Raw genomic sequence first — 19,541 nt, 5'->3', positions numbered from 1 at the left:
CATGATCCTGCCCCCTGGAGGTGCGTGTTGATCGAAACGTGGGGGACTGTCCCCGGTGTGGACGCTTTAAAACACTGAAAACAAAAGCCCCGCGCGGCGGTTGCCGCGCGGGGTGGGGTCCTGACTTAGGACATGCTGTCGTCTTCGCCGACCATCGTCGAGGTCATCGAGCCGCCCACCACGGTCATGTCGACCGTGTTGCCCAGCACGTTGGCACCCTGCACGATGCTCTGGTTGAAGGCCGAGGTATCCACGACAGCCGAGGCCTGGGCTTCGGACAGGCCATTGACGAACCCGTCATCGCCATTGTGCGAGCCCCAGACACCGGCGTGTCCGTTACCACCATCACCGTTGATGGCATTGCCGCTTGCGCCGCCGTTACCGGCATAGGCACCGACGCTTGCACCAACGGCTTGACCGCCATGGGCCATGCCGCCTGCGCCGCCGATCGAGCCGGAAAGGCCTCCGTCGCCGCCTTTGGCCGCCGAGTGGCCGCCGTTGCCGCCGTCGCCGCCAGCGCCAAAGCCGACACCAAGCCCGATGCCTTCACCGGCACCAAGGCCCAGACCGGCGCCACCGGTTGCATCACCGATACTGCCACTGCCAGCGCCATCGCCGCCGGCACCGTCGCCGCCCTCGGCGCCGCCGCCGCCCTGACCGCCGTCACCGGCATCACCGGCTGCGGCTGCTGCATCTGCGGCGGCTGCTGCATCTGCTGCGGCAGCAAATCCGCCGAGGCCGCCACCACCGGCTGCATCAGCCGCGGCAGAGCTTGCGGCATCTGCGGCTGCTGCACCATCGCCACCATCGCCAGCATCTGCGCCATCGCCGCCTTCGGCACCGTCGCCGCCTGCGCCGTCACCACCTTCACCAGTCTGGCCAGAGTTGTTGCCATCAGCGCCGATCCCGAGACCAACACCCAGACCGCCGAGGCCTACGCCGGTGCCGGTAGCGTTACCGCCGCCGCCGCCTGCGCCGCCGCTGGATGTGGCCGCGCCGCCTCCACCGGCGAGCGAGCCGGAGATTCCGCCGTGGCCGCCGGCACCGCCGGTTGCCGAAGTGCCAGCATCTGCTGCGATAGCCGAGCCACCGATACCACCAAGAGAGGCCGCGCCGTCACCACCGTGACCGCCATCGGTTCTGGCGTCGATGCCTTCCTCGGCATTCGCGTTGCCGCCGTTGGCGTTACCGTTCTGCTGCCAGCTGGCGTTGTTGGAGACGCTGGCGTTATGGACGACGTCCTGATCGTTCATGGCGCCCGACTGACCAATGGTCATGCCAACATCATTCCCTTCGCCATTCAGCGCGTCATTCAACACGCGGTCGAAGGAAATATTGCTTGTGGCCGGGGCATACATTGCCGACGACCCGTTGTTGGCCATGAGGACGTCACCCACGGTGCTGCCGCCAGACAGGTCGAAATCACCGAAGTCGTCGTCGGTGGTTGGCATCAACTCCTCAAGATCCACGCCGACATCAACATGAACGTCCGTGTCAACAGTCGTATCTACGTCGGTTGTATTGGTTGCGTTGTTCGTCGCGGTATTGGTCGCGTCGTTGTTGGCATTGTTCCGCGCAGTATTGGCCGCGTCGTTGTCGGCAGTGTTACTGTTGTGGTTGATATTGCCATTGGCGTTCAAGTTGCCATTGGCATTACCGTTCGCGTTGCCGTTTGCGTTGCCATTCTCATTGCCATTGGCCGACTCGTTGAAGTTGCCGTTGCCGTTGAGATTGCCGTTGGCATTCCCATTCCCGTTGCCATTGAGATTGACGCTCTCATTGTTGCTGGATTGGGATTGGTGCTGGTCTTGGCCCTGACCTTGGCCTTGGCCTTGCAGTTGGCCTTGACCTTGGCCTTGAAGTTGGCCCTGGCCTTGAAGGCCGAACATGAAATGCTTTTTACCACCCATGATGTGGCTCCCATTTTGTTGGGCATCTCGTGGCCACCGCTCTTCTATCAAGTGGCATGTCGGAGATGCGTGGTTTCAGATTTTGAGTGAATTGGGACAGGTTTCGGGCAAGGCCCGCATTCTGTCCGAAGATGTTGCTTTCGGTCGCTGCCACCTCCTTTCATGGGCATTCCGCCCTTTGTGTCGCGGGGTGTTGGGGACAAGCCGCAACTTGAACAGGATCAATCCGGCAGAGATTCAAAAACAGTCGGCAATTGGGGTTAGTCCGCTTGGATAGGGGGATGACGTGATCGTGTTCATCGGGTGGGGTTTGGACCGTCAGATATTGACAATGGTTAATGCCAACGGGTGAGTCAGAGGGCATATTAGGAGCAGGTCGAGCAATCCCAAGGCAGGCGGGGGAAATTTCAAAGCCTGTAGCGATAGAAGGGGAGCGATCTGAAATGTATAGCGACAAAGTGATATTGAGCGGCAGCGATGCGCCAGATGCGCATGCCTTGCCATTTGTGGCCTCTTTGGGGTTTGTGTCCCGGCGGCATGTTTTTTCGGACTGCCTGTGCCGCGCGACCGAAGCGGAATTGCGCGAGGTTCATGTTTCGAAACTCAACGACATCCAGGACGTCATGGCCGCAAGGCCCGAATGGCGAGACAACCTGCGCCTGATCGTTTTGGATGAGACGGCGGCAGAGACACTGGACGTGGTTCAGGCGCGTTGGCTGACACGGCACAGTGGGGCGCAATTTGCCTGTGCCTATAGTACGCCGGCGCGAGCGGCCCGCCTGATGGGCAACCCGGCATACCCTGACCCTCTTGGAAGCCTCTTTCCTCTGGACATGGGTATTGATGGGTGGGTTTCCGTTCTCAAGCTGTGTTTGACGGGCCACCATTATGTGTCTCCCGAACTATTGGCACGCCCGGCTGAGGAAGTGCCACAGGAGCCGGATCACGCAGAGCGGCTGGCCTGCCTGACACCACGGGAAAGCGAGGTCCTGACGCTGGTCGCGGACGGCTGCCAGAACAAGGAAATCGCCGCGCGGCTGGAATTGTCGGAGAACACCGTGAAACTGCACCTGCGAAACATCATTTCCAAGCTGGGTGTTCACAACCGGACCGAGGCGGCGATGATCCATGCCCAGACCTTCCAACAGTGACACAGGTGCGCTGGACGAAGTTCTGCTTCGTGTGGGGCGCCTGAACTATACGTGGACGAATACCGAAAGCCTGTTCATTCACGTGATGGCGGGGCTTGCGGGGATGGACAAGGAAACTGCGGTGGTGGTCTTCCTGACCCTGAACACCACCGCGGCGCGTCTTGATCTTGTGGATCGGCTATCCAAGTTGCCCCGTGTGCCGGATGAGGAACGGCGCGCTGTGACCGCCCTGACACAGCGATTTCGCAAGGAATCGCGACTGCGGAACAAATACAACCATTGCATTTATTCCTTTGATCCTGAAGGCCGTACGCCCCTGACAATCATGATGAGGATTGCAGACCGAAAGGATGAGATCATCATGGGTAAACAGGAGCCTGCGGGCGAAGATCAGCTTTCCCAGATTGATGAGACCATAGGCCGCCTAAAGCAGCTGAATCTTGATATTTGGGCGGTCATCCGGGCGCAGGGTTATCCGCTTTGACCGTTGTCAGTAGTCCTTTTCAAAGAAGACGCCCAGCCCGGTATTCCCGTCATTGCTGGCGCGCCCGCGTACCGTGACATTGCGCGAGACATCGAGGTTCAGTTCGATCTGCTGTCGGCCTTCGCTGTCGGCGGTGATCTCGGAATAGATGTTGTCCGAGATATAGCTTCCGGCGCTGACCTCGGTGGCGCCGTCGTCGGTGGTGGTGACATCCAGATCATCAAGGCCGAGTTCCGAGCGGAAGGTGCCGAGTATGCCGGGCCCGCCGCCGCGCAGGGTGGCAATGGCCGAGGCCAGTTGTGCCGCCTGAAAGCCAGAAATCTTGTCCAGACCACGCCCGAAGATCAGGCGCGCGATGACCTCTTCCTGCGGTAGCTCCGGCGTGGAGGTGAAACGGACCTCCGGGGCGCTCGCCAAGCCTTCCATGACGATCTGTGCGGTGATCTCTCCAGCGTCGGTTTCGGCCACGAAACGCAAGTACGGGTCTAGCGCGCCGCGCAGGGTGATAAGGCCCTCGGTCAGGGTGAGGCGTTTGCCGAGGATGTCGAAGCGCCCGCGGATAAGTTCGAACTGTCCGGACGGGGTGATGTCCGAGGCCGTACCGCGCAGGCGAAGCTGCCCGCCCAGTTCGGCATCCAACCCGCGTCCGCGGACAAAAATGCGGTTGGGGGCGTCGATGGTCAAATCGAGCGACAGGGAGGTGGTGCGCCCGGCGCCCTCCTGTTTGGCTCCAAGACCAGCCCGTGTGCGGGTTTGGCGCGCGGCGGGGCTGTCGTTGATGTGGCTGACCCCGTCAAGGACCTGCGTGCTAACCGGGCTGCTGTTTGGAACACGGATATTGGTCTCATCCAGACGCAGCCGACCTTCGAGGCGCGGGGCCGTGGCCAGAGGCCCTGTGAGTTTCATTCGCCCGCTGGCGGAGGTTCTGTAGAGGTCCGGATCAACAATTCGCAGGCTGTCGAGCGCGATGGTGAGATCCCCTTGGAACGGGGGTGTCAGGGAGACGGGGCCGTCGACGCTCAGGCGTCCACCTGCGCGGCTGCGTCCGGTCACGGACAGGTTTGCGCGGCCCGACGCCAGATCGGCGCGGCCAGCTATGCCTTCAATGACGACGCCATAGGCGGGCAGGGTGGCGCGTGCCCCTTCGGTCGTGACCAGCCCGGACAGAGAGGCCAGCCTTGGCGGGCCATTGACTTGTAGGTCATAGCGGGCTGTCCCCTGAATGGCGCCTTGCGTGATGAAAGTGTTGGCAAGGCCGAGAGGAAGCGAACCTGTGGCGCCAATATCAATGGATTGGCCATAGTCCCGCAGGGTGCCGGAGATATCGGCGCGGGTGCCGCCGGGGCCATCGGCGGTGAGGGTGACCGAGAGGCGCTGTGCCCAGTCTTCGAGGAGTTGCACCGTGCCGCGGGCTGTGAGTGGCCCGGCAAAGCCCGGCGCCAACCGTGCGAGGTTGGCCAACCGTGTGCTGATGTCAATAGGCGAACCGGGGCCGTTGCCCGTGGCGCTTAGCGCAAGGCCGGGGGTGTCGAGAGAGAGTGCGCTCAAATCAAGCGGGCCGTCGGCCTTGGCAATTTGGCCGGAAAAACTGGTGGGGCCACCTGTCAATAGTGCGTCCAGTGGCGCAATGGCAGTGCGCAGCCCTTCGGCGTTGCCGTCGGCTGTGATGTCGAAGGTTTGCCCCGTGAGGCTGCCTTGCCCCTTTAGAGTAAGCGAGGCCGCACCGCGCAGGGGGCGACCGGCAAGACGAGAGAACTGCCCAAGGTCGCGCGCCTCGATTCTAACCGAGCCGGTGACGGGCAAAGCCTCGTTCACAGGGTCAATGGTGCCGGTGGCCTCAAGCGTGCTTTGCGCGACATTGGCGTGCAGGTTGGTCAGCCGCAGGGGGCTGTCCTTTTGCCACTCGACCGCGGTCTTGAGGCGCGCCGGGCCGGTGAGTTGAATGTCTGTGCGGGCCAGCTCCCGGATGCTCGCGTCAAGGGTCAGGGTGCTGGAGGCACTGTTCAAGCGCCCGATGGCGCGGATTTGCGCCTCGGGTGTGATCAGGTCCAGCCGGTCAATTGCGATGCCGTTGCTGTCACGCAGGGCGGACAGGCGCAGGTGGCCCTGACCCGCGATCAGGGGGTCGAGCGTCGGGTTGCCGATGCCGAGGTCCGAGGTTTCAGCGAAAACTGCGCCGTCGAAGGCCCCGGTAAGCAGGTCGGTATTGCCGGTAACATTTAGCCGGGCGGCCCCGCTGAGAGGCAGATTTGCCAGCGGGGCGAACCGCTCAAGCCCGGGCGCGTCGAGGTGCAGGGTGGCCGAGAGCGGTAGCCCCTCGACACCGCCCAACAGGCCCGCGCCATTGAGGCGCATGTCACCGGACACGGCGGATAGGCCAAGGATGGAGAGTGGTTTCCCCTCGCGCCAGGACAGGCGCGCCTTGGCCGTGGCCGAGGTGCCAAGGGCGCGGGCAAGCGCCGGATCCTTGTGGCTAAGGCCCGCAAGGTTGGCGGTGAGGTCGGCCTCAAAGGCCGCGGGGGCCTCGCGGCGTAATGTACCCCGTGCCGTCATCTGGGTTCGGCCAATGGCGAGAGGACCGTTTTCGAGGCGCTCCACGGAGACATCGGCCTGCCATGTCTCACCTTTCGCCTGATCGTAGTCGGCAATGATCCGGGCGCTTTGAATCTGGGTCGGAGGCCCGGAAACGGGCAGGCGGGTGGGGCCGTCGCCGCTACCGATCCGGCCTTCGATGGCAAACCGTTCGGGCCAGCCATCGGCGGCGATGCGGGCCTCGCCCCGCAGGTCCATGGCCGCGCTTTTAGCCCGGAATTCCGAGATCGACAGCGCGCCGTCATCGGTGCGGGTTGCGCGAAGGTCAAGGGCCGTGTTCGCCCCGAAAAAGGGGCGGAGGTCCGGTTGGAATAGAGGCCGCAAGTCGCCGGACAAATCCGCAGCAAAGCTGCGGGGGGCGTCCTCGGCCTGTCGTTTGGTGGTGATCGTGCCGCTGAAGCGGTCGGCCCCGTCCGAGGCGAGGCTCAACTCGGCGCGATAGTCGTCGAGTGGGCCGCTGCCCGCGACTGTGAAGGCGATTGCTGGCTCATCAGGAAGGCCGATCAACCGGGAAAGCAGGCCGTTTTCGGCTTCGTTGAGTTGGAGGTCGAGGGCGAGGATGCGACTTGTGTTATCGAATTCCGCATCGAGGGTCAGTTCGGCGGGATGGTCGAGCCGGGTCACGGCCAAGTCTGCCTTGCCTTCACCTTGGTCCAGGGACATGGAGCCGTTGATACTGAACTCGGCCGCCTCCCCAAGAACCGGGGCCCCGAGGAACAGAGTTTCCAAGCCAAGTGTGCCGATACTGATAGAGACCGGCAGGTCGGGCAGGTTGAATTCGCGTGCTTCGGTGTCTTCAGGGCCGAGGCCCTGACCACCGGGCAAGCGGTGCAGGGTGATTGTCTTGGCGGTCAGCTTGTCAATCGCAAGACGCCCCCGCAAAAGCGCGCTTCGGGTCCAGTCAAGTTCGGCGTTTTCGAGCTCAAACCAGATGCCGTCATCATCGGCGACGGTCAGGTGGTCCAGTGTCGCCTGTGATGAAAGGGCGCCTTGGAACCCTTCAATCCGTACCTCGCGGCTCGCATCTGAAAGGTTGTCTTCGAGAAAACCGACGATCAGTCCACGGTCGTCCTCTTGTGCCGTGGCGGGCAGAGCCAGACAGACGAAGGCAATTATCAGGATGATAACATGACGCATCAGAATGCTTGCCCTATGCCGATGTAGAGTTCGAAATCCTGCCCGGCGCCATCATCCAAGGGGGTGGCAAGGTCCACCCGGATGGGGCCGATCCCGGTATCATAGCGCAGGCCAAGGCCCGCGCCGCTGTGCCAGTCGCCGTTTTCTGTTCCCCAGCTGTCTTGGCCGACAAAACCGGTATCGGCAAAAGCCACTGCGCCAAACTTGCCTTTGAGATCGGCGCGCACCTCAGCCGAAAGGGCGAAGAAGGACCGCCCCCCAAGCCTGTTCCCGCCGCCCAGATCGACAGCGAGGGATTGATAGGGTTGGCCGCGCACCGTGCCGGCCCCGCCAGAGAAGAACAGCATGTCAGGGGGCACCTCGGTCAGGCCCGCGCCGGTGACCGACCCCATTTGCGCCCGGGCGGCGAGAATGACGGTGTCGTTGGCGTCAATGCCAAGATAGGTTCGGGCGTCGGTATAGAGCCGGGCGCCGGAGACGCCTTGATCAAGGCCCTGAAACGGGGTGGCCTCGACGCCCAGATAGATTCCCTTGCGCGCATCCAGCGGGTCGTCGCGGGTGTCCCATGTGAGGGCCGTGGGAAAGAGCAGGTGTTCGATGGTCCGGCTGCCGAGGTCGTCGTCGATTTCGGTGTATTGATAGGCAATCCCGGCCTCGCCCTTGAGCCTATCCGAGAAGATATGACTGACCCCGGCGCCAAGGCGGAGGCGGCGTTCGCGGTAGTCGGGCTCGTCTTCCTCGGCGAGTTCGCCTTCGATATAAAGCGAGGTATCGGGGGTGAACGTCGCCGGGCGTTCGAAGCGGGTCTTGAGAAGGTAATCCATACCGCCCGAGTCCCCGCCGATCCCGCCCACCTCGGCATCGATGCGCAGGCGTTCGGCCCCGCCCAGTAGGTTGCGGTGCAGCCAGAACCCCGAGAGCGTCAGCCCTTCAAGCGATGAAAGCTCGGCCCCAAAGCCGATACGGCGCGGTTTGGCATCGACGATCCGGGCGTTGATGTCCAGTGTGCCGTCGGGGGCGGGGGTTTCGGCCTCTTGCATGGCGACGGATTGGAAGGTGCCGGTGCGGCGCAGGCGTGTTGCCGCGCGCTCGACCTCTTCGGGGTCGAAGGTGTCGCCCTCGGGCAGGCCCGCGATCTGGCGAATGCGTTCGGGGCGCACGCGGCTTTCCCCTTTGGGGATCAGAGATCCGAAGCGCAGGCGCGGGCCGGGTGACAGGGTGATCCGGGCATCTAGGGCTTGTTGGGCATGGTCCGCGGTGATGGATTGATCCCGCACCTCGGCCTTGGCATGGCCCGTCGCGCGCCAACCGTCGATGCCTGCCGTGGTGGCGTCACGGATGGTATCGGCGCGGGCGAGGGCCCCACGGCGAAATCCGGCAGGCAATTCTGTGCCGGGGGCAAGCGGGGTGACCTCGGCCCGGTCGAACAGGAAGGCGGGGCCGGGATCGACGCTGATCTGGATACGCTCGATCCGGGCCGGGGCTTCGAGCGGGGGAATGGCGGCGGCTTCGCGTCCGTCTACATTAATCTGGACGATAGGGCCGTAACGGCCCGCCTCGAAAAGCACGCCAATCAGTCGTGCATAATCGGCGCGGGCGGCGGCAAGAATGTCTTGCGGCGTGCTTCGCTTGCGCTTTGCTGTCTCCAGTGTCAGGGAGCCCGCACGCAGCCTCTCTGTCAGGCTGTCGCCTGCCCCGGGGGCAGTCAGGCGCACTTCGGTGGCCCCTGCGCCCATCGGCAAGGCCAGAAGGCCGATCAGCAGGGCCATTGCACAAAGGCGTATGTGCGGCGAATCTTTCACGTCAGGCAGCTCCGTGATGCAGTTTGGGCCTTCTTCCCACGCCCGTACAGGGAATACCATGTCAGAGGGGATCACATTGCCGATAAGCAAGATTTTTCCGACATGGTCAGGGGGCGTTGCGCAGTTCCCGTTCAAGCGCGCGCTCAACGGCTCCTCGTGGCCGGGTGAAGCGCGCCATCAGATCGTACAGAACGGGCGTGACTACCAGCATCAGAAGGGCTGAAAGCGCCAGCCCGGCGATGATCACCGTTCCAATGGCATTCCGGCTTTCGGCACCTGCGCCGGTGGCGAGAACAAGGGGCAGGGCACCGAGAACAGTGGAGAGGACGGTCATCAGGATCGGGCGCAAGCGCAAGGTGGCGGCGGTGATGACCGCCGCGCGCACCGATTTTCCCTCGTCGCGCAACTGGTTGGCGAATTCGACGATCAGAATGCCATTCTTGGCCACCAGACCGATCAACAGGATGATCCCGATCTGGCTGTAGACATTGAGGGACAGACCGCCGAGCGCCATGGCATAGATCGCCCCGGCCACCCCGACAGGGACAGTCAGAAGGATGGTCAGCGGGTGGATGAAACTTTCGAACTGGGCGGCAAGGACCAGAAAGACAATCAGCAGGGATATAGCAAAAACCAGATTGGCGCCCGAGGCGGTATCCTTGAAGGTGCGCGATTGACCTTCGTAACCAAGCTTGGCCTCGGCGGGCAGGATCTCGGAGGCGGCCTGTTCGAGTTGGCCAAGCACCGAGCCAAGGTCGGCCCCTGGGGCGAGTGCGGCCGAAAGCCGGATGGAGGGCAGCCTGTCAAACCGGCGCAGTGATGGCGCGGCGGCATTTTCCTCGATGCTGACAAGCGCACCGAGCGGTACGAGGCTTTCGCCGTCGCCGGAGCGGACGAAAATGTTGTCGATGTCAGAGGGTGTGCGGCGGTCGTCCTCCTGAGCCTGGGCGATGACGGGATATTCGCGGCCCCGGCTGACGAAGGTGGTGACCTGTCGCGAGGCCAGCATGGTTTGCAGGGTATTGGCGATCACATCGGCGGAAATGCCCAGGTCGTCGGCACGTTCGCGGTCGATCCGCACGTCGATCTGGGGCAGGTTCTGTTCGAAGTTGATCTCGGGGTTGACCACGCCATCGATGGTCTCGGCATGCTCCAGCAAGGCGGTGGCCCATTCTTTGACACTATCGAAGTCCGGCCCGCCCACGACGATGCGCACCGGGGTGGAATTGCCACGCAGACCCAGCCCGGCGGGGGTGACGGGGAAGCCGCGGGCGATGGTGACCTGCCCCATTTGGGGGGCAATGCGGCTGACGACTTCGCTGATCGGGGTGGTGCGGTCCTCCCACGGGGCAAGGCGGAAGACCACGAAAGACCGCCATGCACGATTGCCCCAGCCGGTGAAGGTGAAAACGGTTTCGATGATGCCTTCGTCGCGCATCGGTTGGAGGATGTCCTCGACCTGTTGCGCGGCTTGGTCGGAATAGTTCACGGTACTGCCTTGTGGCGCGGTGAGCGGGACGAACCCCACGCCACGATCTTCGCGCGGGGCCAGTTCACGGGGTAGGCCGTCGTAGAAGAACGCCGCCCCTCCGGTGATCGTGAGGGCCACGGCGATTACCACCAAGGGCATCTGCAAGGCCCGGGTAAGAAGGGTGGCATAGGCCTTCTGAACAAAGCCACGCGGGGCTTGGGCATCCTGTGGGGCAGGGGCCGTGCCCCGGCGCAGCACCTTCGAGGCGAGGGCGGGACAAGCGGTCAGCGCCACGAAGGTGGAAATGGCCACGGTTCCGGCCATGACCCAGCCGAATTCGATGAAAAGCCGGCCCACCTGTCCGGGCATGAAGGAAAGCGGCACGAAAACCGAGATCAGGGTAACGGAGGTGGCCAGCACGGCAAAGGTGACCTGCCGGGCCCCTTTCATGGCGGCCACGAGGGGCGTTTCACCGTTCTCGATCCGGCGTTGGATGTTCTCCAGAACGACGATGGCATCATCCACCACCAGCCCGATGGCCAGCAGCAGCGCCAGAAGCGTCAGGGTGTTGAGCGAAAATCCCCATGCGCCGATCAGGACAAAGGCCCCGATCAGCGACACCGGGATGGTAATCGCGGGGATTAGCGTGGCGCGGAACGAGCGCAGGAAGACGAGGATCACCATGACCACGAGGACAAGCGATATACCGAGCGCCTGCGCCACCTCGCGGATGGAGGCCCCGACAAAAAGAGCATCGTCCGACCCGATGATGATCTCCATACCTTCGGGCAGGGTGGGGCGGAGCCTGTCGATCTCGGCGCGCACGGCGTTGGAGATTTGCAGGGTGTTCGACTGGCTTTGGCGTTGCACGGCGATTCCGATGGCATCGCGCCCGTCGCTGCGGGCAATGGTGGAATCGTCGGCCACGCCCGGTTCCACCCGTGCCACATCGTCAAGACGAACGGGGTAGCCTGCGACACGATCCAGCACCACCTCGCGGAAATCCTCGACGCTTTGCAGGCGGCTGTTGAGACGCACGGAAAGCTGTCGGTCTTTTGACTGGACCTCACCGGCGGGCAGTTCGACGTTGTTGCGCAAGAGCGCGCTTTCGACATCCGCCACGGTCAGTTTGCGGGCGGCCAATGCGCGCCGGTCCAGCCAGATGCGGACGGCGAAAGCCCGGTCGCCGTAAATCCGCAGATTGGCCACGCCATCCAGAGTCGCCAGACGGTCAACGATGAAACGGTCGATGTAATCGGTAATTTCGGCGGTGGTCATCCGGTCGGAGGTGACGGCCAGGCGCATCACCGGGTCGGCATCGGCATCGCTTTTCTCGACCTCGGGGGCTTCGGCCTCTTCCGGCAGATCGTCGCGCACCCGTCCCACGGCATCGCGCACGTCATTCGCGGCGACATCGACATCCTGACCCGCCTCGAACTCGATGGTGACGCGGGAGCGGCCCTGACGGCTTTCGGAACTTATGGAGCGGATACCGGAGATCGAGGCCACGGCGCCTTCCACTGTTTCGGTGATGTCGGTATCGATCACCTCTGGGGCGGCGCCACGGTAGTTGGTTGTCACGGTTACGACGGCGTTGTCCACGTCCGGCAGTTCACGGACGGGAATATCGCGCAGGCCTGCCACGCCAAAGACGATCAACAAGAGGCTGGCAACGGCAGCGAGAACCGGGCGCCGGACGGAAATATCCGACAGCGTCATGAGCCTTGCTCGTCTTGCGCGTTGCGGTCTTCATCTTTCAAAACCTTGACCTTGCCGCCATCACGCACCCGGTGCAATCCACGCACCACGACCTGTGTGCCTGCCTCAAGCCCGTCGAGAACAGCCACCATGCCGTCGCGCCGCGCGCCGGTTTTCACGCCAATGCGATGCGCCGTGTCCCCGTCAAGGCCGAAGACGTAGGTTTGGGCCGCCTGAAAGATGATTGCCTCTTCCGGCACGACGAGATGCTCGGCCTGAGAAATCGTCAGGTCCAGCGACATGAACATGCCTGAAGGCAGAGTGCCATCCGGGTTGGGGATCACGGCTCGTGCGCGAAAGGCACGGCTGACCGGATCAATCCGGCTGTCCACGGCCGCGATCCGGCCATTGAAACTCTGGCCGGGAAAGGCGGCGCTTCGGGCGGTGACCGTTTGGCCGGTTTCGATCTGGGCAAACAGGGTTTCGGGAAGGGCGAATTCAACCTCGACCTCGGACAGGTCATCAAGCCTTGTAATCACCGTTCCTGCGCTGACGCGAGCGCCCTCATCAACCTCTGCAAGGCCAACGACTCCGTCAAAAGGCGCAAGAATGGTGCGCTCTGCCAACCTTTGCCGGGCGCGATCAAGCTGTGCGCGGGCCTCTGCAAGGCGTGCGGTTGCCTCTTCGAGGGTCGCAACGGAAACCGCATTTGTCCGACGCAACTGGGTGATGCGCGAGAGGGCCTGTTCGCGTTCGGTCAGACGTGCCTCGGCCTCGACCAGATCGGCGCGGGCGATTGTATCATCCAAGCGGACAAGAACCGCCCCCTTGGCGGCGCGTGCCCCGGGGGTGATTGCCAGCTCAACGATACGCCCATCGGTTTCGGGAACGATTTCAACCGATTGCTTGGCGCGGCTGGTGCCCACGGCCTCGACCGTTTGGCTTAGGGTGCGCATTTCGACACTGGCCACCTCGACTGTGGCGGCTCGGGTGGGTTTGGATTGATCGTCAATGGAGGCGTCTTCATTGGCCGTGTAGCGCAGATACCCTTCGTATGCCCCATACCCGGTGGCGGCCATGAGGCACAGGATCAAGAGTTGTTTCCAAATGGACACGGCTGCGCCTCTCCTGCATCGGGGACAGGCGACATGTATCGCCCTTCGTGCGAATGGTAATGTCAAAGGTTGGAATGGCAATCACTTATCGTATCTTCATACAGCGCTACCGTATGAGGCAAGGCTTGCCCGTGTCGCCTGCCAAGTGTCGTGAAGTGTGGTCAAGCCGCGTTCGACATCTTCGATACGACCCGCCAAGCAGGCGTCTTCGGCATGACTGAGGATGCATTGCATGGAGCTTGCGCCGAGAATTGCCGCCGATCCCGCCAGTTTATGCAGTTTTTCCGCCAGTGCGTCCGGAGCAGGTTCTGCCAACATTTGCGGCGCGTTATTGAGCAGGGCCGTGGTGTCGGCGTGGAATTCACGCAGGGTCGCGGAAAGACGGTTGGGTGAAATCATCTCGCTCAGTTGATCAAGGATGTGGCGATCAAGGATAGGGACACTGTTTACGCGGGTGCTTTCACTCAAGTCGGTCGGCGGGCGCTTCCCGGCGAGAATGGCCCGCAGTTCACTGCGTGGTAGCGGTTTGGTCAGGATCCCCTCTGCGCCGGAACCGCGCAACGTGGCATCGGGTTCTAGATTGAGATGCGCCGTAAGGAAAATCAGGCGTGTATCCCGGCACGGGCCATTGCCCTTTGTGATCCGGCGGGCGGCTTCGATGCCGCCGATCCCGGGCATGGATATGTCCAAAAGGATCAGATCGAATTGTTCCTCTTCGGCGGCGGCGATCGCCTCGGCTCCATCTGCTGCGGCCCGCACCGTATGGCCGTCTTTTTCAAGCATCCGGGTTAGAACAAATCGGTTTGAATCGTTGTCTTCAGCAATGAGCACCCGGCGGGATGATCCATTGGATGCAGGGCCTTCCGTGGCCTCGGGTGGTGCCACGCAATTCGAGCTGGGCAAAGGCAGGCGCACCCAGAACAAACTGCCATCTCCGTCCTCGCTTTCTACACCGATTTGGCCGCCCATGAGTGTAACAAGTTGCCGGGCGATCCCAAGGCCAAGTCCCGTCCCCTCAATTCTGTCTGAGGCGGTACTGCCAAGGCGTACGTAGTCGTCGAATATACGGGGCAAGTCTTTTTCGGCTATACCGATGCCGGTGTCGGTAATCTGGAACTCCACGATGGATTGATCGCATCCCGTGTCTTCGTGCCGAATGGCCTCAATCGTGATGGCCCCGTTTTCGGTGAACTTGATGGCATTGGCAACAAGGTTGAGCAGTACCTGCTGAACCCGGCCCTTGTCACCCAAGACATGGCCAAGCGGCCGGGTTGACGGCAAAATCTCAAGCGTGGTGTTGCGGGCCTCGGCGTCGCGCCGCTGAGCGATGACGAGATCGTTCAGCATTTCGCCGAGGTCGAAAATACTGTCGCGCAGGCGCAGGCTCCCGCCATCTGCCTGGGTGACGTCGAGCGCATCGTCGATCTGGCTCAGCAATTGCTGCCCCGAGCCGTGCATGATCTGGGCATAACGCTTCTGTTCCTTGGTCAAGCGGGTTTCGACGAGCAGATCAAGCGTACCAAGAATTCCGTGCAGGGGCGTGCGCATTTCATGGCTGATCATGGCAAGAAACCGTGCCTTTGCCCTTTCTCCGGCAAGGGCGTTGTCTCGGGCGATCTGCATTTCCGCTTCGGCTGCGACACGGCGCGAGATGTCACGAATGAAACACACGCAGACTTCGTTGCTCGCGCGGTTGGCCATGTCGGCTGATAGCTCAACCGGGAAAAGCTGTCCCTCCGGCCCACAGGCCGTGAGGTTCGCACACCGGTTGGGGCCATCCGAACAGGATTGAACCAGGCACCTACCGGGGAGAGGGGCAAGCTCTCCGGTGTTATCGTCCCTGCGCAACAGGATATTCTCGACCTTGGCCGGCTGATCGTCCTGTGAATCATCAAGGCCGAACATACGTTCAGCGGCCGTGTTCATATCCATGATCCCGCCATCGGGACGCACGACTAGAACAGCATCCTGTGATGTGTTGAGGATCGTGGACAGGCGATTGAGCGTGGCCCGGTTCTCAAGTGCACGCCGCCGATACACCCGAAAGAGACGCCACAGCAGGATCATCAGCGATAGCATCCCCACCACCATGAGAACCACCAGAGCAGTCAATCGGATCAACTGACTGTACAGGTCGTTGCGTTCGAGCTCGGATTGACGTGCATCAATCGCCAGACTGGCGCTTGACAGGCGCCGGATCTGCTCGGTCAGGCCCTCTAGAGCTGCAATCAAATCGGGGCGGGCCGTGATCAGCTCGGCCTTGGGCCCGTCGATGGTGGGCAGCATCGTGTTGAGGGTTGAATGAATTTCGCCGAGATGGGATTCGGCATCCGTATTCGCCATGGCCGCCGCGTAGCTACTGCTGTTTTCCAGTGTGATTGAACGGCTGTAGAGTGCGTTGAACCAGCGGATCGCTTCCTTGATCGTTTCGGAATCCGAAGGGTCCAATCGTTCGAATGCGTTGATTGCCTTGAGCTGTTCGACTTCGAGTTGGGTGACCGTCCACTGTATGTTATCCGATGCGGCCGAGCCGAATTCGTCCAGCTTGAGGAAAACCTGCGCTGTCATGTAAATTGCGGCCAAAAGGCAAACTCCGGCCAATCCACTGAAGAGGGCCAGTTGGATTTTACGCCTGAGCAGAGTGCGAATGAATTTGCGGATGGCCATCTTTGTTGGGCCTCATAAGCGGACGATGCGCTTTGCTAGCGCGAAACGGTGATCCGGTCCAGTTGCCAGACGCTTCGTGTATAGATCGTTTCGGTGCGAAAGGCCGGGTCTGCGTCATAGTTGTAGACAAGCCAGACCGGTCCTTTGGAGCGTTGAGTCATTGGCTTGCCGTTCCTTTCGTAGGCCAGCAAAGCCTCGCCTGAAACGATTTCGCTGACTGGCATTTCAACCAGGTAATCATTGATCGCCTGAAGAGAGAGTGTACCCGCCGTCACATCGAAATGTTCCAAAAAATCCGACAGCCAGACACCGTCAAAGCGTTGTGGCCCGTTGGTCCAGATCGTCGTGGTCACAAAGCCTGAACGAGGCAGCGACATCAATAATTGGCGCGTGATGTTGATCTGAAGCGTCCCGTTTCCCTCGTTCTTGGGGCGGGTCAGGGTCAATACCACATCTTCCGGATCAGCCTGCACAGCCTGCCCCGTGAGACACAATCCTATAAAACCGGATTGAAGAGAGATGATTAATTCGCGACGGTTCATCACAGCTTTGTACTCACTCGAAAAATGCGACATATCGTTCAATTCTATGGTTTCTTTATCCTTCTCGGCTATCCCCCTATTCAATGGCATAGGTACAAAGGTACTATCGGGGATCGATAAACACCATATCTTGGGGTCCCGTATTGCTTTTGATCTGCGGGTAACGGAGCGTCGAGTGCTGTAAGATGTTGAACAAAGAATTGCTTCTGGCCGATGATCACGATCTCGTTCGTGACACAATTGCAGAGTATCTGCGCCGGGAAGGGGGGTGCAGCGTTTCTGTTGCGGCCTCTTTGGAAGGTGCGCTTGATGCTGCACGCGGAAATGTCTCGTTTGACCTTGTTTTGCTGGATTACTCCATGCCGGGGATGGATGCCCTCGGGGGGCTTGCCCGTATGAAAGAGGCGGTGCACTGTCCCGTGGCGATTATATCGGGAACAGCACCACCGGATGTCGCGCGCCGCGCCTTGCGTTCAGGGGCGGCGGGCTTTTTGCCTAAGACACTTGACCCCATGTCGCTGGTTACGGCGGTGCGGCATATGTTGCTGGGCGAAACATACATGCCCTTGGAGTTCCTGTCAGAGACCGGGCAGGTAGACGAGCGTGTCGTTCTGACCCCACGAGAGCATGACGTTTTGCGAGGTGTGGCCGAGGGCAAGTCGAACAAGGAAATCGCCCGCGACCTGAACATACAGGAAGTTACGGTTAAACTGCATGTCAAAACGTTGTCGCGCAAACTCGGCGCGCGAAACCGGACGCATGCGGCCATGCTGGGCCGGGATATGGGGCTGACGTAACGCCTGTTGCTGCTTTTGGGTTTGACATCGCCTTGCCGGCACGGGGATAACCTGCGGCATTATGACCAGAAAACCCTTTGCCAAACTGGAAGATTTCCTTGGTGCGATCGCCTTGATCGTGGCGTTCTTTGCGCTTGGCGTTTTTGATTTCAAAAAGGAGGATCCGCTGGTCGAAGCCGGGCTGCAAGCTTCGGCAAAGGAGGTTGTTCGGGAGGCAAGGCATGCTGTTGCCGTCGAAGTGGATGGCCGTGATCTGACACTGACGGGACTGGTTGATAGCGATGAGGAAAAAGCGCGCCTTTTGAACGGGTTGCGCGGGATTGACGGGCGTGGACGCATCAAGGCCGAAGTGGAGGTCCTTGAGGCCGCAAGCCCATACCGGACGAGGCTGGACCATCCGGTGGATGGGGCGATTGTCATGTCGGGCAATATCCCCTCCGAAGCATTACGGGACCGGCTTGAAAAGATCCTTGGCCATGATCTGTCGGCGCTTCGTCTTGCCTCGGGCGCACCGGACGGTTGGGCCGAAATGGCGGATCTTTTGGCCCGAGCCATGCAGCATCTGGAGGAAGCGCATGTGGTGATCGAGGATCGCCGTGTCGATGTTGCGGCGACGGCTTTGACACCGCTGGAAGCGGGCCGGGCAGAGCGCCTTTTGGGGGCGGCCCCAGAGGCGTATGAAATAACGTTAAGCATGGATTTACTGGACGATGGCAGCCCTCTTCGCCTGTCTGCCCGGCGGTCGGTGGATGGCGATATAAGTCTTGCAGGTAAACTCCCCGAGGGGATGGAACTTGAGGGGTTTGATGTCTCGCAGGTTGTCCGCACGCCGGTGGCCCCGCCGGTGGTAGGGTGGGAAGAGGCCGCTGCTACAGGGTTGGAGGCATTGGAGGCCTTGCAGGTGGGGCAACTGAGCATCACGGGCAGGAGCCTGACCCTGACCGGGGAGGCCTGGTCGGATACGGCCATCTCGGAGGTCCATGAGCTGCTGTCGGAGGTGTCCGAGAAGATGATTCTGAACCTCGGTGTTACCCAGATGGATGACGGGCAACCCTTTGATTTGACTGTACAGTTTGATGGTGAACGGGCAAAGGCAGAGGGCAAGATCCCCCGCGACCTGCCGTTGCGGGTGCAGGCGGCTTTCCTGGATCATCCGGTTGAAGATGCGGGGCTTGAGCTTGCGCAGGTGGCGGCGAGTTCGGCGTGGTGGGCGGCAGCAGTCACCGGTTTGGAGGCGTTGGCGCATTTCGAGCATGGGGAGTTGCGGGTCACGGAGGGGCGGTTGTCTTTGACCGGGCAGGCCTTTGGCCCAGAGGAAATGGCAAAGATAGATGCAGCCTTGTCGGCGCTGCCCGAGGGCGTTGACTTGGTGCAGAATGTACAGCTGAGGGATGATGGCAGCCCGGCGTCATTGGCCCTGCATTTCGATGGACAGACGGTACTTGCCGAAGGGAAGATGCCGAAAAGCCTGCTGTTGCCGGAACTGGCCCGGAACTTTGGAACCGAGATTGTCGATGACGGGGTAGCCATCGCTTATCTACCTGTCGAGAAAGGGTTTTCTGCGGCGGTGAAGGTGGGTGTTACGGCACTTTCCAAAGCGGAGAACGGCAATCTGCATGTTGCGAACAACAAGGCCGTCATACGTGCGACAGTGCGTGACCCAAAGACAGGGGAACGCGTTCAAGAAGCACTGTCCAAGATGCCGCTAGGCTATGAGCTTGACGTGGATTTGTCTTATCTGGACGATGGGCGGCCATTTTACTTGACCATGGAATTCGATGGTACCGTGGCGGTAAGCGGCGGCAAAGTGCCACGTGATCTTGGTGTTGCATCGCAGACCGCGATTTTCGGGGGTGACGTGCGGGCCGGAGACCTGACTTTTGCCGAGGTTCTGGCCAGCCCCGAATGGTGGGGTGCGGCGCGGGCAGGGATCGTGGGGCTATCCATGTTGGAACGCGGAAGTTTGCAGGTGGATACGGATGTGATCCGGTTGTCGGGTTTGGTCACCGATGCGCCACAGCAAAAGACCATCGAGCGGCGGTTGTCGTATTTGCCGGAGGGGTTTTCGACGGAGCTGTCGTTAATGGTTCGGAGCGAATCGGGCCAAGCCACTGATTAACGGAAAAAATGCCGTGCTGTATCGCGTCGGTATGACGTCGGTATCGCGTCGGTATT

Annotated in this window: 12 protein-coding genes; 5 read left to right on the top strand and 7 right to left on the bottom strand. The window is 61.4% G+C overall.

Features of this window, described 5'->3' with window-relative positions; all coding sequences use genetic code 11:
• Positions 1–125: 125 nt before the first annotated feature.
• Positions 126–1,253 carry a hypothetical protein gene (locus FDP25_RS17180; protein WP_246175734.1) on the bottom strand — a complete coding sequence of 376 codons (1,128 nt, stop codon included), beginning with the start codon at positions 1,251–1,253 and terminating at the stop codon, positions 126–128.
• On the opposite strand from FDP25_RS17180, the gene FDP25_RS17175 reads away from it, so the two are divergent.
• The 3 genes from FDP25_RS17175 to FDP25_RS01415 all read left to right on the top strand — a co-directional run bounded on the left by FDP25_RS17175 (position 1,230) and on the right by FDP25_RS01415 (position 3,545).
• Positions 1,230–2,000, top strand: coding sequence for a hypothetical protein (locus FDP25_RS17175; RefSeq protein WP_246175733.1), 771 nt, complete (start codon positions 1,230–1,232; stop codon positions 1,998–2,000). The two genes, FDP25_RS17180 and FDP25_RS17175, sit on opposite strands and share 24 nt — an antisense overlap.
• Positions 2,001–2,353: 353 nt before the next feature.
• Positions 2,354–3,061: a helix-turn-helix transcriptional regulator gene (locus FDP25_RS17290; RefSeq protein ID WP_172982726.1), complete on the top strand. Its 708-nt coding sequence runs from the start codon at positions 2,354–2,356 to the stop codon at positions 3,059–3,061.
• Entirely contained in the window at positions 3,039–3,545 is a 507-nt protein-coding gene (locus FDP25_RS01415; protein ID WP_154148395.1) for a hypothetical protein, read from the top strand. The genes FDP25_RS17290 and FDP25_RS01415 overlap by 23 nt, the downstream gene beginning before the upstream one ends.
• 6 nt (positions 3,546–3,551) lie before the next feature.
• Here FDP25_RS01415 and FDP25_RS01410 read toward each other — a convergent pair whose 3' ends face one another.
• From FDP25_RS01410 to FDP25_RS01385, 6 genes are all read right to left on the bottom strand, one after another.
• Complete coding sequence (locus FDP25_RS01410; RefSeq protein ID WP_154148394.1) at positions 3,552–7,274, bottom strand: translocation/assembly module TamB domain-containing protein; 3,723 nt, start codon at positions 7,272–7,274, stop codon at positions 3,552–3,554.
• Positions 7,274–9,043: an autotransporter assembly complex protein TamA gene (locus FDP25_RS01405; protein ID WP_154148393.1), complete on the bottom strand. Its 1,770-nt coding sequence runs from the start codon at positions 9,041–9,043 to the stop codon at positions 7,274–7,276. The genes FDP25_RS01410 and FDP25_RS01405 overlap by 1 nt, the downstream gene beginning before the upstream one ends.
• A gap of 139 nt (positions 9,044–9,182) precedes the next feature.
• Positions 9,183–12,266 (bottom strand): efflux RND transporter permease subunit, encoded by a 3,084-nt coding sequence (locus FDP25_RS01400; protein WP_154148392.1) that lies wholly within the window; start codon positions 12,264–12,266, stop codon positions 9,183–9,185.
• Positions 12,263–13,360: an efflux RND transporter periplasmic adaptor subunit gene (locus FDP25_RS01395; RefSeq protein ID WP_343031927.1), complete on the bottom strand. Its 1,098-nt coding sequence runs from the start codon at positions 13,358–13,360 to the stop codon at positions 12,263–12,265. The genes FDP25_RS01400 and FDP25_RS01395 overlap by 4 nt, the downstream gene beginning before the upstream one ends.
• A gap of 96 nt (positions 13,361–13,456) precedes the next feature.
• Positions 13,457–15,928, bottom strand: a complete 2,472-nt coding sequence (locus FDP25_RS01390) for an ATP-binding protein (RefSeq protein WP_172982725.1) — start codon at positions 15,926–15,928, stop codon at positions 13,457–13,459.
• Between the two features lie 134 nt (positions 15,929–16,062).
• Positions 16,063–16,602: a putative pterin-binding protein gene (locus FDP25_RS01385; RefSeq protein WP_172982724.1), complete on the bottom strand. Its 540-nt coding sequence runs from the start codon at positions 16,600–16,602 to the stop codon at positions 16,063–16,065.
• Positions 16,603–16,754: 152 nt separating this feature from the next.
• Between FDP25_RS01385 and FDP25_RS01380 the strand changes: the two genes are divergently transcribed.
• Both FDP25_RS01380 and FDP25_RS01375 read left to right on the top strand, forming a co-directional pair.
• Positions 16,755–17,366: a response regulator transcription factor gene (locus FDP25_RS01380; protein ID WP_154148389.1), complete on the top strand. Its 612-nt coding sequence runs from the start codon at positions 16,755–16,757 to the stop codon at positions 17,364–17,366.
• 61 nt (positions 17,367–17,427) lie between these two features.
• Positions 17,428–19,485, top strand: a complete 2,058-nt coding sequence (locus FDP25_RS01375; protein ID WP_154148388.1) for a hypothetical protein — start codon at positions 17,428–17,430, stop codon at positions 19,483–19,485.
• Positions 19,486–19,541 lie beyond the last annotated feature (56 nt).

Source organism: Roseovarius bejariae (genome assembly GCF_009669325.1).
Taxonomy (GTDB): domain Bacteria; phylum Pseudomonadota; class Alphaproteobacteria; order Rhodobacterales; family Rhodobacteraceae; genus Roseovarius; species Roseovarius bejariae.
The sequence above is the reverse complement of the archived record's forward strand: the minus strand, read 5'-3'. Positions and strand labels throughout refer to the sequence as shown.